General features: G+C 69.0%; 12 protein-coding genes and 3 pseudogenes. 4 read left to right on the top strand and 11 right to left on the bottom strand.

What is annotated here, in order from left to right:
- Nucleotides 1–13: 13 nt before the first annotated feature.
- The 3 pseudogenes from CRP45_RS35340 to CRP45_RS35330 all read right to left on the bottom strand — a co-directional run.
- Nucleotides 14–964 (bottom strand): annotated as a pseudogene (locus tag CRP45_RS35340) (Lhr family helicase); the annotation flags it as partial.
- 422 nt (nt 965–1,386) lie between these two features.
- Nucleotides 1,387–3,265 (bottom strand): annotated as a pseudogene (locus CRP45_RS35335) (Lhr family ATP-dependent helicase); the annotation flags it as partial.
- 141 nt (nt 3,266–3,406) lie between these two features.
- Nucleotides 3,407–5,326 (bottom strand): annotated as a pseudogene (locus tag CRP45_RS35330) (DEAD/DEAH box helicase); the annotation flags it as partial.
- Between the two features lie 215 nt (nt 5,327–5,541).
- Here CRP45_RS35330 and CRP45_RS24135 point away from each other — a divergent pair.
- Complete coding sequence (locus CRP45_RS24135; protein WP_067787749.1) at nt 5,542–6,087, top strand: histidine phosphatase family protein; 546 nt, start codon at nt 5,542–5,544, stop codon at nt 6,085–6,087.
- Between the two features lie 67 nt (nt 6,088–6,154).
- Here CRP45_RS24135 and CRP45_RS24130 read toward each other — a convergent pair whose 3' ends face one another.
- On the bottom strand, nt 6,155–6,772 hold the full coding sequence (locus CRP45_RS24130) for a TetR/AcrR family transcriptional regulator (protein WP_097247100.1): 618 nt from the start codon (nt 6,770–6,772) through the stop codon (nt 6,155–6,157).
- A gap of 68 nt (nt 6,773–6,840) precedes the next feature.
- Between CRP45_RS24130 and CRP45_RS24125 the strand changes: the two genes are divergently transcribed.
- Together CRP45_RS24125 and CRP45_RS24120 are read left to right on the top strand one after the other, a co-directional pair.
- On the top strand, nt 6,841–7,788 hold the full coding sequence (locus CRP45_RS24125) for a patatin-like phospholipase family protein (RefSeq protein WP_097247212.1): 948 nt from the start codon (nt 6,841–6,843) through the stop codon (nt 7,786–7,788).
- Nucleotides 7,785–8,624 (top strand): SDR family oxidoreductase, encoded by an 840-nt coding sequence (locus CRP45_RS24120; RefSeq protein ID WP_097247099.1) that lies wholly within the window; start codon nt 7,785–7,787, stop codon nt 8,622–8,624. Before CRP45_RS24125 ends, CRP45_RS24120 begins: the two co-directional genes overlap by 4 nt.
- Before the next feature lie 39 nt (nt 8,625–8,663).
- Here the strand turns inward: CRP45_RS24120 and CRP45_RS24115 are convergent, their stop codons facing one another.
- On the bottom strand, nt 8,664–9,377 hold the full coding sequence (locus CRP45_RS24115) for a MerR family transcriptional regulator (RefSeq protein WP_097247098.1): 714 nt from the start codon (nt 9,375–9,377) through the stop codon (nt 8,664–8,666).
- 63 nt (nt 9,378–9,440) lie between these two features.
- Here CRP45_RS24115 and CRP45_RS24110 point away from each other — a divergent pair, with 63 nt between their 5' ends.
- Complete coding sequence (locus CRP45_RS24110; protein WP_097247097.1) at nt 9,441–9,917, top strand: DUF6194 family protein; 477 nt, start codon at nt 9,441–9,443, stop codon at nt 9,915–9,917.
- A gap of 135 nt (nt 9,918–10,052) precedes the next feature.
- On the opposite strand, the gene CRP45_RS24105 is transcribed toward CRP45_RS24110, so the two are convergent.
- From CRP45_RS24105 to CRP45_RS24080, 6 genes are all read right to left on the bottom strand, one after another.
- Entirely contained in the window at nt 10,053–10,337 is a 285-nt protein-coding gene (locus CRP45_RS24105; protein ID WP_097247096.1) for a DUF6968 family protein, read from the bottom strand.
- Nucleotides 10,338–10,422: 85 nt separating this feature from the next.
- The gene (locus CRP45_RS24100; protein ID WP_179830992.1) at nt 10,423–11,043 is read right to left on the bottom strand and encodes an AAA family ATPase; all 621 of its coding nucleotides are present in this window, start codon (nt 11,041–11,043) and stop codon (nt 10,423–10,425) included.
- Entirely contained in the window at nt 11,040–11,660 is a 621-nt protein-coding gene (locus CRP45_RS24095; RefSeq protein WP_179830991.1) for a 3'-5' exonuclease, read from the bottom strand. Before CRP45_RS24095 ends, CRP45_RS24100 begins: the two co-directional genes overlap by 4 nt.
- Nucleotides 11,657–12,823 (bottom strand): radical SAM protein, encoded by a 1,167-nt coding sequence (locus CRP45_RS24090; protein WP_097247094.1) that lies wholly within the window; start codon nt 12,821–12,823, stop codon nt 11,657–11,659. Before CRP45_RS24090 ends, CRP45_RS24095 begins: the two co-directional genes overlap by 4 nt.
- A complete protein-coding gene (locus CRP45_RS24085; RefSeq protein ID WP_097247093.1) occupies nt 12,823–13,065 on the bottom strand; it encodes a hypothetical protein in 243 nt (80 codons plus the stop codon). The genes CRP45_RS24090 and CRP45_RS24085 overlap by 1 nt, the downstream gene beginning before the upstream one ends.
- Nucleotides 13,062–13,559: a DUF4254 domain-containing protein gene (locus CRP45_RS24080; RefSeq protein WP_143861532.1), complete on the bottom strand. Its 498-nt coding sequence runs from the start codon at nt 13,557–13,559 to the stop codon at nt 13,062–13,064. Before CRP45_RS24080 ends, CRP45_RS24085 begins: the two co-directional genes overlap by 4 nt.
- Between the last annotated feature and the right edge of the window lie 416 nt (nt 13,560–13,975).

Below are 13,975 nucleotides of genomic sequence, written 5' to 3'. Positions count from 1 at the left end.
CTGTGGCGCGCCGTCATGGCTGCCTCCGCAGCCGCAGGCCCCGCGGCGTGGCGGAGAAGCCGGCCTCCGTGAGGAACCCCGCGAAGGTGTTGCCGTGCACCGATTCTCCGTCCACCCGGTCGATCACCAGCGAGTCGACCCGGCGACGCCGGACCAGCTCGGCCAGTTCGGCAGCGGCGGCCTGGCGCGCGTTCGGGTCCTCGGTGAAGGTGAGCAGTGTCTTGCCGCCGCGTTCCAAGTAGAGCACGAGCTCACCGTCCACCAGCACGACCAGCGCGCCCGCCTTGCGGCCAGGGCGATGGCCGCTGTCGCCGTCGCCCTTGGGCCAGCCGAGGGCCGCGCCGTACGGGTTCGCGGGGTCGCAGGCGGCCAGTGCCAGGGCCTTGCCCTGCTTCGCCGGATCGCCGGACCGGCCGCGTTCGGTGTCGAAGGAGCGCAACCGATCCACCACGTCGGTGGTGGAGAACTGCGCGCCGCCGAGCGAGTCGACGAAGTAGCCGCGGCGGCAGCGGCCACGGTCCTCGAATTCGGTGAGCACCCGGTACATCAGCGCGAAACCACCCGTGACGCCCTCGTTCTGCACCGAACCCCTGGTCAGTACGCCATAGCGCTCCAGGAGCGTGTCCGCGGTGGCGTGCGCGCGAATCGTGTTGTCGGCAACGCGTTCCGGCAGCAGCGACCAGCGCCCCGCGACGGCGGGCGGGCCGGACCGGGTCGGCATACTCGGCCTCGGCAGGTAGGCGCGGCCGCGTGGCGCGCGGCGCGGGGTCCGGTGCGCCGTCGTGGTGCGCGACGTGCCCGCGAGTAGGGCGCGCACCGGCGCGAAGGTGTCGCCGGAGACCACGCCCGCCCACACCAGCTCCCACAGCGCGGCGGCCACCGCGGTGTCGTCGAGCAGGCCGGTGGAGTCGGAGAGTTGGCGGAAGAAGTACGCGCCGCCGCCGTGCAGGACCGGGGGAAGCCGGAGAGGCTCGGAGCGCTGCGGGGCGTCACCGGTCGGGCCTTGGCTGCCATCGAGCGGCACCGACGCATCGCTGTCCGAATTCGTCGGCGGATCGGCATCGAGCGGAACCACGGAGTCTCTGCCTGACATCCTCGGTGGATTGGCGTCCGGGGGAATCCCGGCGTCCCTGCCCAATTCCTTCGACACGTCGGCATCGCGCGGCAGCCCGCCGCCCCTCGTCGGTTTCGTCGACGGGTGGGCATCATGGTGCCCGGCGGCCGACTTACTCGGCAGATCGGTGTCCAGCGAAACCACGTTGCCCCGGACCGATTTCCGCGATGGATCGGCATCGAGCGGGACCGAGTCGTCTCGGCCTGACGAACTCGAACTAGGCGCCATCCGCGGTGCCAGCGACGCACCGAGTGCGTCGAGCAGTCGCAGATGCACCTCGGACAGGTCGATCTCGTCAGGGGGCTGGAGCGTGAACGGCGCCTGGTCGGCCAGGTGCAACGCGATCCATCCGTCCTTGGCCGTGATGGCGCCGTGCCCGGACCACACGACCTCGCCGGTGGCCATCAGCTCGTCCAGCATCGCTGGCGAATAGTCGCGGACGCGGGCGGGCAGGATCAGCGACTCCCACGCGGAGGCCGGGATGGGCACGCCTGCAAGCTGTTCCACCACGGCCGCGACACCGTCGACGCCGCGCAGCTCACCGGTCTCGACGTGCTGCCAGGACGGGAGGAAGCGGCCGAACGCCGTTGTCGAGACCGGCTCGACCTCGTGCCGCGCCGCGGCGAGCGATCGCCGTCGCAGCCGTCGCAGCACCTGGGTGTCGCACCACTCGGAACCGCTGGCGCCCGGCGTGAATTCGCCTTCCACCGCCCGCTTTTCGGCTACCAGCCGGTGCAGCGCGGTGGCGGCGACCGCGGGGCCGATGCCGAACCGCGCCGCGACGGCCTCGGTGGTGAACGGTCCGTGCGTCCGGGCGTAGCGGCCGACCAGATCGCCGAGCGGGTCGGCGACCGGCTCGATGAACGCGGCGGGCGTGCCGATCGGCAGCGGCACCCCGAGTGCGTCGCGCAGCCGGGAGGCGTCCTCGACGGCCACCCACCAGGTCCGTCCCGCGAACGAAACCTCCAGTGCGCGACGCGCTTTCGCGAGTTCGGCGAACCAGGGCCGCGGGTCGCCCGCGGGAGGGTCGCTCGACTGCTGGCCGAAGCCTCGCGGGTCCACCGCATCGGCATCACTGATCGCCGCCGCGTCGACGCCGCGCAACGCCGCCTCGCCAACGTCGGGTGGTGCCGCTTGGTCGATATCGGCCGACACCGCACCCTCGAGGTCAGGCGGCGCCGCCTCGCCGGCGCCATGCGCGGCGGCGTCACCGGTCTGCGCGCCTTGGCCGACGCAGCGCAACGCCGCCTCTTCCGGAGTCAGCGGCCCGAGCAGGCGCAGGAGGTCGGCCAAGCCCTCCGCATCACGCGCACGGCGTTCGGGGGTGAGTCGTTGCAGCTCGCGCTCGGTCTGTTCGAGCACCGCCGGATCGAGTAGTTCGCGCAGCTCGACCCGGCCAAGCAGCTCCGCGAGCAACCCGGAATCCAGCGAGAGCGCGGCGGCCCTTCGCTCGGCGAGCGGGCTGTCCCCCTCGTACATGAACTGGCCGATGTAGTCGAACAGCAGCGCGCTGGCGAACGGCGACGGCGTCGCGGTCTCCACTTCGACCAGCCGCACTTGCCTGCGCGCGACGCGGCCGAGCAGATCGCGCAGGTTCGGCAGGTCGTAAACGTCGCGGAGGCATTCGCGCACCGTCTCCAACAGGATCGGGAAGTCCGGGAATTTCCGTGCAACGTCCAACAGCTGCGCCGAACGCTGCCGCTGCTGCCACAGCGGTGCGCGCTTGCCCGGATCGCGCCGCGGCAGCAGCAGGGCGCGCGCCGCGCATTCGCGGAACCGGGAGGCGAACAGCGCCGAGCCGCCGACCTGTTCGGTGACGATGTCGTCGATCTCGTCCTGTTCGAAGACGAACAACTCCGCGCCGGGCGGATCGTCGGTGGTATCGGGAAGCCGCACCACGATCCCGTCGTCGGACGCGGTCGGCGCGGCGTCCACGCCGAACCGTTCGCGGAGCCGGGAGCCGACAGCCAGCGCCCACGGCGCGTGGACCGGCAGACCGTACGGCGAGTGCAAGACCAGCCGCCAGTCGCCGAGCTCGTCGCGGAACCGCTCGACGATCAGTGTCCGGTCGGTGGGCAACTGACCGGTCGCGCTGCGCTGATCCTCCAGCAGGGTCACGAGATTCGAGGTGGCGTTGTCATCGAGTCCGGCGGCTTGGACGATGCGGCCGAGACCGTCGCCCCCGGCCGTGCCGGAACCGCCCGCGCCGCCGCCCTTTCCGCGCCCGGCACCGCGACCCGCGCCCTTCGAGGACGCGGGTTCACGGCCGCCCGCCGTGGGATCGACCGACCTGGCCAGCGCCTCGGCGGACTCCCGCCCCGCTTTGCGGATGAATTCGCCAAGCGCCGCACCCAATTCGGCGGGCCTGCCCAACCCGTCTCCGTGCCAGAACGGGAGTCGCCCGGGCTGCCCGAAGGCGGGCGTCACCAGAACGCGGTCGAAGGTGATCTCCTCGATGCGCCAACTGGTCGCGCCGAGGGCGAACACGTCGCCGACGCGGGATTCGTAGACCATCTCCTCGTCGAGTTCGCCGACCCGCGAATTCCGTTCGCCCACCATGTACACCGCGAACATGCCGCGGTCCGGGATCGCGCCGCCGGAGGTCACCGCCAGTCGCTGCGCGCCGGGGCGGCCGGTGAGCGTGCCCGCGTCGCGATCCCACACCAGCCGTGGACGCAGTTCGGCGAATTCGTCGGAGGGATAGCGACCGGCGAGCAGGTCCAGCACCGACTCGTAGGCCGAGCGCGGCAGTCCGGCGTAGCTGCCGGTCCCGCGCACCGTCTCGAACCAGGCGTCCACGTCGATCGGCTCGAGCGCGCAAGCCGCGACAGTCTGCTGGGCGAGGATGTCGAGCGGGTGGGCCGGGATCTGCAAGGCCTCGATTTGTCCCGTGACCATCCGCTGCGCGGCGACAGCACAGTGGATGACATCGGTGCGGTGCTTGGGAAACAGCACGCCGCGGGAGATCTCGCCGACCTGGTGACCCGCCCTGCCGATGCGTTGCAGCCCGCTCGCCACCGAGGGCGGCGCTTCGACCTGCACGACCAGGTCGACCGCGCCCATGTCGATGCCGAGTTCGAGACTGCTCGTCGCGACCACGCAGCGCAGTCGCCCGCTCTTGAGGTCGTCTTCGATCAGCGCGCGCTGCTCCTTGCTGACCGATCCGTGGTGCGCGCGGGCCAGCAGCTGGTCGGCGCCGTGGATCACCTCGGTGGACGCGCCCAGCTGTGCCGGCGGCGCGTGCTCGGTGTCGATCGGATCGCCGAGCCGCCCCGCATACGCCTCGTTCAGCCGGGCCGTGAGCCGTTCGGCGAGCCTGCGCGAATTCGCGAAGACGATCGAGGAGTTGTGGTCCAGCACCAGATCCACGATGGCCTCGTCGACGTGCGGCCAGATCGACCCCGGCTGATCGGATTCGCCCGGCTCGGTCATGTCCGGCACCGGCACCCGCACCGACAGGTCGAAGGTCTTGGGCGCGGGCGGCGAGACGATGGTGATGGGCGCGTCGCCCACCAGGAACCGGCCGACCTCCTCCGGCGGCCGGACGGTGGCGGAGAGGCCGATGCGCTGGGCTGGCCGCTCGGTCAGCAGATCCAACCTGGCCAGCGAGAGCGCCAAGTGCGAACCGCGCTTGGAACCGGCGATGGCGTGCACCTCGTCCACGATCACCGTCCGCACGGTGCGCAGGGTCTCGCGCGCCGCGGAGGTCAGCATGAGGAACAGCGACTCCGGCGTGGTGATCAGGATGTCGGGCGGGGTGCGCTGCATGGCGCGACGGTCGGCGGCGCTGGTATCGCCCGAGCGCACGCCGACGGTGATGTCGGGCGGGTCCAGGCCGAGCCGTTTGGCGGTCTGGGTGACGCCGACCAGCGGCGCGCGCAGGTTTCGCTCCACGTCCACCGCGAGCGCCTTGAGCGGCGACACGTACAGCACGGTGGTCCCCGTGTGTTCGACCTTGCCGTCCTCGCTCGAGCGGCGTGTCCGGCGCTTGGCCGCCGTGTCGTCCGGTCGCTGCCGCGCGGCGAGTTCGTCGATCGCCCACAGGAACGCCGAGAGGGTCTTGCCCGAGCCGGTCGGCGCGACGACCAGGGTGTGTTCTCCGGCCGCGATGGATTGCCACGCGCCGAGCTGGGCCGAGGTCGGCGCCGGGAAGGCACCGTCGAACCATTCCTGGGTCGCGCGGGAGAACATGGCGGTGGAGAACGTGGCCATGGGATCAGTGTGCACCCGAGCACCGACAGGCAACCGGCCGCGAGGTGGCAACCGGCCCTTGGATGACACCTGGCCGCCGAGACCTGGACCTGACCGACCGAGCACCCGCCGCGCGCCCCTCAGGCGAACTTCGTGTTACCCAACTACCGAGTTCGAACAGACCGACAGGCCGGATAAAGGTCCGGCTGCCATCGCCGGGTCGTACGCTTCGATCCGTGCAGAAGGTGCTAAGACTCGACCTGGTCAGCCATGGCATGACCGAGGCGATGCGAAAGGCACGTTTTCCAGTCGACGAATCTTTGACCGAGGCGGGCCGCCGCGCCATCGCCGCCTGCGCCCCGCTCACCGCCGCGCGTGTGCTGACCGGACCGGAACGCCGCACCGTCGAGACGGCGGCACTGATGGGTCTGCCCGGCGAGGAGGACGACCGGCTGCGCGACCTCGACGCGGGCGCGTGGCGCGGCGGCGAACTCATGTCGGTGCCGCAGGACGAGCTCTACGCGTGGCTCACCAACCCGCAGTTCCGCGGGCACGGCGGGGAGTCGGTGCTGGACGTGATCGAGCGCACCAGGTACTGGATGGCCGAGATCGCCTCCGAGGGCAAGTCCACCATCGCGGTGACCCATCCCGCGGTGATCCGCGCCGCGCTGCTGGTGACACTGGACGCCCCGCCGAAGTCGTTCTGGCGGATCGACATTCCGCCCGGCAGCGTCACCCGGCTGCACTACCGCGGCGAGTGGACGCTGCACTTCCCGCCGTGAGCGCGTCGCGGGCGCCGCACTCGGCTCCTGCATGCGCGCTCGCACATGATTCACTCACCGCGTTCGCTCATTCCGCACCGAGCGGCGTCGACCGTTCGGCGACGCTCAGCAACAGCCGCACCGCGTCGGTGATCAGCCGCGCCGAAAGCGACGGGTCGATGGCGCGCTGAATGCCAAGACCGAGACCCAGGCTCAGCACCGTCGATGCCGCGTCCTCGGCGGGCATCGGCAAGACCAAGCGAAGACTGTCGGCCAGCGTCTGCAACTGCGCGGCCACCGCGCCGCGCACCGCGCCGAGGTTGGACACCAGCGCGGCCCGCAGGTCGGGGTCGTCGCGCGAGAGCGTGGCGAATTCGAACTCGAGCATCGTCCAGCCGACGTCGCCGAGGGTGCGTTCGGCCCACTCCTGGAGTCGCGCCAACCGTACTTCCAGGCTCTCGTCCGCGGCGATCAGCTCCGAGACCTCGCCGAACTTGGTGGCGTGGATGTCCTCGAGCACCTCGAGGCACAGATCCTTCTTGGTACGGAAGTTGGAGTAGACCGCGCCCTTGGAGTACCCGGCCTCTTCCGCGACGCGTTCCATGGAGGTCTTCGCATAACCGTCGGTCAGGAAGAGATCGCGCGCGGTCGCGATCAGATCGGCCCTGGTTCGGGCCTGACTCTCGGACCTGGTCAGTCGTGCCATGCCGCGATTCTACGTACTCACGGATTTCGGATACCGAGAGAATCTGAATTCTGATAGTGTGCGAAACCATGAGTAACAAGAACGGGTCACAGCGACGTGGCCTGGCCATCGGCTGCGGCGGCACGGTCGGTGCGGCATGGATCGTCGCCGCGCTAGCCGCGGTGCGCGACGTGCTCGACTGGGATCCGCGTGAGGCCGACGTCCTGCTCGGCACCTCGGCGGGCGCGGAAATCGTGACCATGCTCGGCAGCGGTATCGGCGTCGACGAACTGGTCGCCATGCAGGAAGGCCGGAGCACGAACCCCGCGCTGCTCGCCCACATGCGGGACGAGCCGGGCCGCTTTCCGCCGCTGCCCCGCCTTGGACTCGGCGCACCGAGGCTGACGCTGCGCGGCGCGGGATCCGGGCAGCGACTGCTCACCGCTGGCAGCGGGCTGCTGCCGCTCGGCGGCGGCGATGCCGGATGGTTGCAGCGGCTCGCCGAGCGGCTGAACCCGGGCGGCACCTGGGTGCCGCATCCGGCGACTTGGCTGGTGAGCATGGATCACGCGACGGCGGAACGGGTTCCGTTCGGCGCACCGGACGCTCCCGCCGCCACCCTGGGCGAGGCGCTGCGCGCTTCGTGGGCGATTCCCGGTTGGTTCCCGCCGGTCCCGATCGCCGGACGCCGGTTCGTCGACGGCGGCGCCGGATCCACCGCGTCCGTCGATCTGCTCGCCGGGCATGGGTTGGACGAAGTCGTGGTGCTCGCGCCGATGGCGTCCACCTCGCGGCTGCCCGCCACCGGTCCCGGTCATTTTCTGGAGCGTCAGCTGCGGGACCGGATGAGCGCTCAGCTCGCCGCGGAGATCGCCCAACTGCGCGCCGCGGGCACCCGCGTGCTGATGGTCGGCGCGACCGCCGAGGATCTGGCGGTGATGGGCCCCAACTTCATGGACGGCCGTCGCCGCGTCGACACCTTCCGGCACAGCCTGCGCAGCACCCGCCGCGCCCTCGAACAAGGAGTCTTCGCGTGAGAATTCTCGGTCACGGTTATCCCGCCATCGAGTTGCGGGTCGCCAGGGTGCTGATCACCGGCGGCGGTCGCGGTATCGGCCAGTCCACCGCCCAGCTCTTCGCCGACGCCGGAGCCCACGTCGCCATCGCCGACGTCGACATCGCCGCGGGCGAGGCTGCCGCCGCGGCCATCGGCGCGCGCGCCTTCGAGCTCGACGTGCGCGCCCGCGACCAGTGGGACAAGGTCGTCGCCGAACTCGGCCGCGTCGACATCCTGGTCAACAACGCCGGTGTGATGCCAGCGGGCGCGTTCCTGGACGAGCCCGATGCGGTCGGCCACACCACCTTCGATATCAACGTGTGGGGATTGATCCACGGCATGCGCGCGGTGGTGCCCGGGATGCTCGAGCGCGGGCGTGGCCACGTCGTGAACGTCGCCTCGCTGGCGGGCAAGATCCCGATCCCCGGCCTGGCCGTCTACAACGCGAGCAAGTTCGCCGCCGTAGGTCTTTCCGCCGCAACGCGTTTGGAGTTCGCCGAGCGCGGTGTGAGCGTCAGCTGTGTGATGCCTTCGGCGGTGCGGACTCGGTTGTCCTCGGGGCTGGCGCTCGGACGCGGGATGCCGACCGTGGATCCGGAAGACGTTGCCGCCGCGATCCTGACGACCGTGCAGACCCGCAAAGCCGAAGTGGCCGTGCCGAATTATCTCTGGCCCATCGACATCGCACTGGCCGCCGCGCCGGAGCGTGCCGTGCGACTGGTCCGAAAGCTGTTCGACGGCAACCGCGCTCTGCATCCCGCCGATGCCGACGTGCGGGCGAAGTACGAGGAACAGGTTCGCTCCATCACGAAGTGAGCCCGCCCTCGGGCATCGGCGCTGGATCCTGGTGCTGAATCACTTCGCAGCGAGCACCGCGCCGAGCGCGGCCGCGGCGTCGAGCAGAGCTCGCGAGCGGGCATCGATGTTCGCGTCTCGGGCGGCCAATGCGGAGGATAACTCGTTCCACCGGTTCGCCCGGCGCAGTTCCGGCATCAACGCGCGCAGCGGGGCGATGCGGTAACCGGCCATCCGCAACTGGTGCACGATCCGCGCGTCCCGGACGTCGCTCGGCGCGTACTCCCGCGCGCCGCCCGGGGTGCCGCGCCGCGGGACGAGGAGCGCTTCGGCTTCCCAATGCCGCAGCGTCGAGGGCCGAACACCCAGCGCACCCGCGAGTTCGGCGATGGTCATCGAATCCGTCGGCCTGACATCGTCGACCGGCTCACCGGTAATCGCGGCTGCGGCCCGCTTCGCCGCTTCCAGTTCTCCGCGCTCGGCGGCAAGCCGAGCATGCGCGGCGTCCAAGAGGGCGAGCAGATCCGAATCCGGATACCCGTGCGCGGCCCGCATGATCCGCTTGGCCTCGACCGGCCCGACTCCCGCCGCGAGCGCGCGGTAGGCCAGCGCGGAATGCAGGTGCGTGTCCGTGTAGGTCCGATAGCCCGCGGCGGTGCGCGTCGCGGGCGGCAGGACACCGTCGCGTTCGAGGTTGCGCACCTGCTGCACCGAGCAGCCCGCCTCCCTCGCGACATCAACGGTGCGCAGACCTGGCGATTTGCGACTTCTCATCGAGTTATCTCGGCATTCTCCCGCTGGAGTCTCCACAAGCACATGAATGAAACGCTAGAACACATGGAGATGAACGAGATCATCGAATTCGTCCAAGGACTCGACGGCGTCCTCACACTCGAGCCGGGACCGGGCGACGGCTCACCCGAAATCAGCTGGGGCGACACGTTCTTCTACTACGCACCCGACGGCGTCGTCCCCCGAACCCAGCCCTTCGCCACCATCGTGACCAAGGACTACCCCGACGACCAGACCTCCCACCTGAACCGCCCCGACACCTTCCGCGTGAACTTCTTCGCCGGAAAAGAGGCGTTTGTCGACCGCCTCGGCCGCGCACCCCGCGATCCCGCGCCTGACGACACCGACCCGAGCGCGACGGACACCCTGCTGGCCCACCCGATCTACGGGAGCCAAGGGTGGATGGCAGTGGTGAATCCGGGCCCGCGAACGGAAGCAGCGGTACAAGAACTCCTCCAAGCCGCCCACAACCTCGCCCGCTCCCGCTGGCACCGCCGCGCCGGGGATGATCAGCCCGCATGAACCCGTCCGACCAGTGGGTCCGCTCCCTGACCGTTGACATTGTGCACGCGCTGCGGGGCCGGGTGGGCCGGGCAATCCGGCGACGCCGCTGCTTCGGAAATCAGCGATATCGACTGGACCTCCGATTGCCAAGGGTCAGCCGCGTGGGAACCCTAAATCTGGTCCGCCCTCGAAGGTGTACTCGCCAGTGGCCTCGAGCACTCGCCCCGCAAAGGACATGGCCTCGATGAGCGCCTGCACGGAATCCATACCGAAGATGGCGCGGGTCGTCGGATCGGCCTCGATCCCGTCCACGCGCACCGGGCAGTAGTAGCCGCCCCCTTCGGCCTGCTGCGGCTTGCCGAACACGACGGTCACGGAGTTCTCACCCTTGCGCAGTTCGCGCGTCGCGACGGGCTCGCCGAGTTCCCAGGTCGTCATGCCCGCCACCCTATGTCGCGACGCGTGGAGATCCGCCAGTGCGAGGGAGCATGCAGTCGGCACCATTCCGCAAGATCCGCTTGCATCACCGCGGCGCATCGACACCGTTCAACCGCCCGTCGATGAACGCTATCGCTTCAATGATGGCGCGGTCGTGGCTGGCGAACGTCAATGTGTCGTGCGGGATGTCGAGGCGTCGTAGGACCTTGTCGACGTGGGCGTCAGCGCAGGCCCGAAATTCGAGGTCGGTGTCACGGGGCTTGTTGTCGCCCAACGGCACACTCGGATCGAGGACGGTGCGCAGGAGCAGGTCGTAGTTGCGGCTGTGGGCGGTGACGATCTGTTCGAGGTCGTCGTAATTCGGATCGCGTTGGCGGCCGGAGAATTCCAGGGCGGCGTCGTAGTAGCCGAGCGCGTCGGGGATGGCACGGTCGATGAGAACGACGTCGGCGCGCTGCCAAGCGGCCAGCTCGTTGCTGATGCCGCGGGTGATGATCCACAGCGTTGAGGCCCAGGTGTGCCGCGACAGGATCGGGAATCCCAGCTGCAATGCTTGCGCACCGAGGTCACCGACGATTGCGGCCTCGATCCTGTTGCGGCACAACTCCTCCGCAAGCCGGGTGATGAAGGTGGTTTTGCCGGTGGAGTGTGTCCCGGTGATAGCGATGGTGACCGGCGGCCGGAATTCGGTGTCGAGCTGGTTCACCACAGTCCCCCTTCGGGTTCGAGCACGGCTGCGAATTCCGCAGGCGCTGCGGCGCGTACGACACCATCCCAGTCGAGGCCGCTGTCGTGGACGAGGCGGCGCAGCAGCTGCCAGGCCGCCCATGTGTCGTAAGCGGCGCGGTGGTAGGCCTGTTCGGCGAGCGCCGTGGTTCCGAGCTCGGCGTGATCGATCAGTTTGTCCAAGCCGTAGCCGGGCAGGCCGGGCCACACCGCTTTGGCCAAGCGGAGAGTGTCGAGCACCATCGGCGGAGCCCAGCTGGGCAGATGCGCCGACAACACCTTGTGCTCGACCTTCGCGTTGTGCGCCACCAGAATCCGGCCACCGAGCATCGCCTCTATTCCGGCTCCGACCTCCCGCCAGGTGGGGCATTCGGCGACGTCGGCGTTGGTGATGCCGTGGACCTTCCGGGTCACGATCGAGGTAATCGGTGCGGTCGGTCGGATCAGCCACGAGCGCATGTCGCCGACCTGCGCAGTGTCGGTGGAGATCGGCAGAATGGCGATTTCGATGATCTCCGGCGGATTGTGACCGTTGCCCTCTACATCGACGACGGCGAGGGCTTTGCCGTTGAGCGCGTGCGGTACTGGAGTGGTCACAGCTTCTCCTTGGTCGTGGGCCAGCCGAGCTCGGCACGGCCGTGTCGGTTGCGGTGGTGCGGCTTCGCGATGTCGTGCACCTGGTAACCCAGGCCGTGTTGCATGAGGTAGCGCGGCTGCTCGGACAGGCCCTCGACCATGACGGCGCGGTCGTTGATCTCTACCAGCCGCCCGCCGAGATCTTTGGCAAGCGCCGCGGTGTAGCCCGCGTCGGGCCGTCGCCAGTTCTGCGCACACCGGTCCAACTGCGCGGCCGGGCAGATGTCGCACAGTTCGCGGATACCGTAGTGGCCGTTGTAGTCGGCCACACCGTGGGCGTAGGCGACCGCGCAGCTCGTCTTGCGGAACAGCGGCGATCCAGTGCCGTATTCGCTGGCGGCGGCAAGAATTCGCCGTTCGAGGTCTTCGGGAAGGATCTTTCGTCGCGCGCTGTCCAGATACGGTTCGGGCAGACCGTTTGCCCGGTAGTAGTCGCGAATTTGGTCTTTGAAGAACAGGCCGGTGAACACGGTCGCGTGCGCATGGAAGCTGAGCTCGAACGCGCGCCGCAGGTGCTCGTCGGAGTCGTTGAGTGCCGGGACGATCGGCCGCCAATACAACACGACCCGATACCGGTCCGCTCGCGCGAAAACAGTATACAGCGACGTCGCGGCGATATTGGAATCGACCGGCTCGATTCGGTCGTCATCGATGCCGGAGTAAGTGACCAGCACGGTGAGGCGAATGTTGGTGAAAGAGTTGAGGATCATGCAGTCCTCGGGGTCGATACGCCAGCGCGTGATGACGAGAACGTGGTTGGTCAGCCCGCGCTCGTCGAGCTGGCGCAGCATTTCGAACAGGTGCGGCTTGACCCGCGGCAGCAGCGGGTCGGTGGCGCGATTGAGCAGCTGTATCGGGGTGATGTGGCGGCGGAAGTATTGGTGGCGCACAAGCAGCTCGGCGGCCTCGGCGTCGCTGATCAACGCACGCGGCTGCTTCATCTCGAAATTGTCGAACAGGTGCCGCACGCAGTACCCGCAATCGAGTGGGCAGCCGATGATCCAGTTCAGCGAAAGCCCGGACTTCCGGTACTCGATGATCTCCCGCAGTTCCTCACGTAGCTTGGCCTGCTGCGCGGAGGTGAGGACCGGCAACGGTTTCGGGTTGTAGGGGCTCGGGTGCATCAGCGGTTACCTTCCCTTCGATGGCGGGGCATGGGTGGTCGAGCGGCCGAAGCGGAGGCGCGGTGCGCGCCGGAGTTTCGGCGGGACACTATGCGGTAGCCCTGGCGGGCGAGCCGGTCTTGGATCTGCTGCACGCTGGGGCCCGGCGGGTCGTCCTCGGTGCGGAAGCCGAGGGCGAGGATGACGGTCACCACCACGGCAAGCGCGATCAGCGCAAACGACTCCTGTTGCAGCAGAGTCACTTCGGCTCCTCAGTCGCAAGGCCGTGATCGAGCGGCCGGGGCGGCAATGTGCGCTGGCCATCGACGGCTTCGGTCACTAGATCGGCCCAACAGGTGGCGAGGTAGCCGACATGTGACCACGCTCGGTGAAGTTCATCGGCGGTGTGTTCGGCGCTCAGGACGATCTCGGCGGCCACGTGTGCGACGGCCATGTCATCGACCGCCTGGCCATAGCCGGTCGTCCGCGACCAGGGCTGACGCGGCTGGATGTGCACGGTCACCCAGTCATCGATCAGGGTGCGCAGTTCGCCGCGGCGAGAGTCGATCCGAGTTTGCTCGGTGGGCCAGGTAATTCGGGTGCGGTGCAGGTGCGCAAGTGCGTGTGCCCAGCGCAGCACGAGGTGCTCGCCAGGCTGGCATCCGGCGGCGCCGCGAAACGCAGCCGAGAGTTCACGCCACCCCGGAAGTGTCGGCCTCGAACGATAGTCGGCAGTCCGAACGATCATCTCCCGCATAGCTGTTCAGTCCAGGACCGTCGAGACACGGGCGAGCGCCGCCAGATACTGGCGACAACGCGGACCGTGTTCTGCGTGCCACGACAACACCAGCGCAGCACGCGCGCAGTCCATAACGATCTGCGGACTAGCACAGTCCCGGTGCTCGGCTTCCCACTTCTGTACGCGGTCCATCAGCGACAACATGGCGTGCCTCTCCCCTGCGATGGTTAGGAGCACACCGACGCCGGTCCGGCCGCGCCGGGCTGCAAAGCCCAACACGCCTTCCCGTGCGGCCGGTTCACGTATCCGAGACGAGATAGAGGAATCGCCTGCGGTCCAACGCCGGTGTGCACATTCAGACAACCGCGTGGCCGACGTTCTCTGTAAGGCGCGCACGTCGGGCAAGTGTGTGCACAGGGGGTGTGCACAAGAGG

This window comes from Nocardia amikacinitolerans, assembly GCF_900215415.1.
Lineage (GTDB): Bacteria > Actinomycetota > Actinomycetes > Mycobacteriales > Mycobacteriaceae > Nocardia > Nocardia amikacinitolerans.
This window is presented reverse-complemented; position numbering and strand designations above follow the sequence as displayed.

Bases quoted from the DNA above. Each gene is read 5' to 3' on its own strand.
- CRP45_RS24130 (WP_097247100.1), bottom strand. From the start codon at position 6,772: ATGGCACGACTGACCAGGTCCGAGAGTCAGGCCCGAACCAGGGCCGAT.
- CRP45_RS24125 (WP_097247212.1), top strand. From the start codon at position 6,841: ATGAGTAACAAGAACGGGTCACAGCGACGTGGCCTGGCCATCGGCTGC.
- CRP45_RS24115 (WP_097247098.1), bottom strand. From the start codon at position 9,377: ATGAGAAGTCGCAAATCGCCAGGTCTGCGCACCGTTGATGTCGCGAGG.
- CRP45_RS24110 (WP_097247097.1), top strand. From the start codon at position 9,441: ATGGAGATGAACGAGATCATCGAATTCGTCCAAGGACTCGACGGCGTC.
- CRP45_RS24105 (WP_097247096.1), bottom strand. From the start codon at position 10,337: ATGACGACCTGGGAACTCGGCGAGCCCGTCGCGACGCGCGAACTGCGC.
- CRP45_RS24090 (WP_097247094.1), bottom strand. From the start codon at position 12,823: ATGCACCCGAGCCCCTACAACCCGAAACCGTTGCCGGTCCTCACCTCC.
- CRP45_RS24080 (WP_143861532.1), bottom strand. From the start codon at position 13,559: ATGCGGGAGATGATCGTTCGGACTGCCGACTATCGTTCGAGGCCGACA.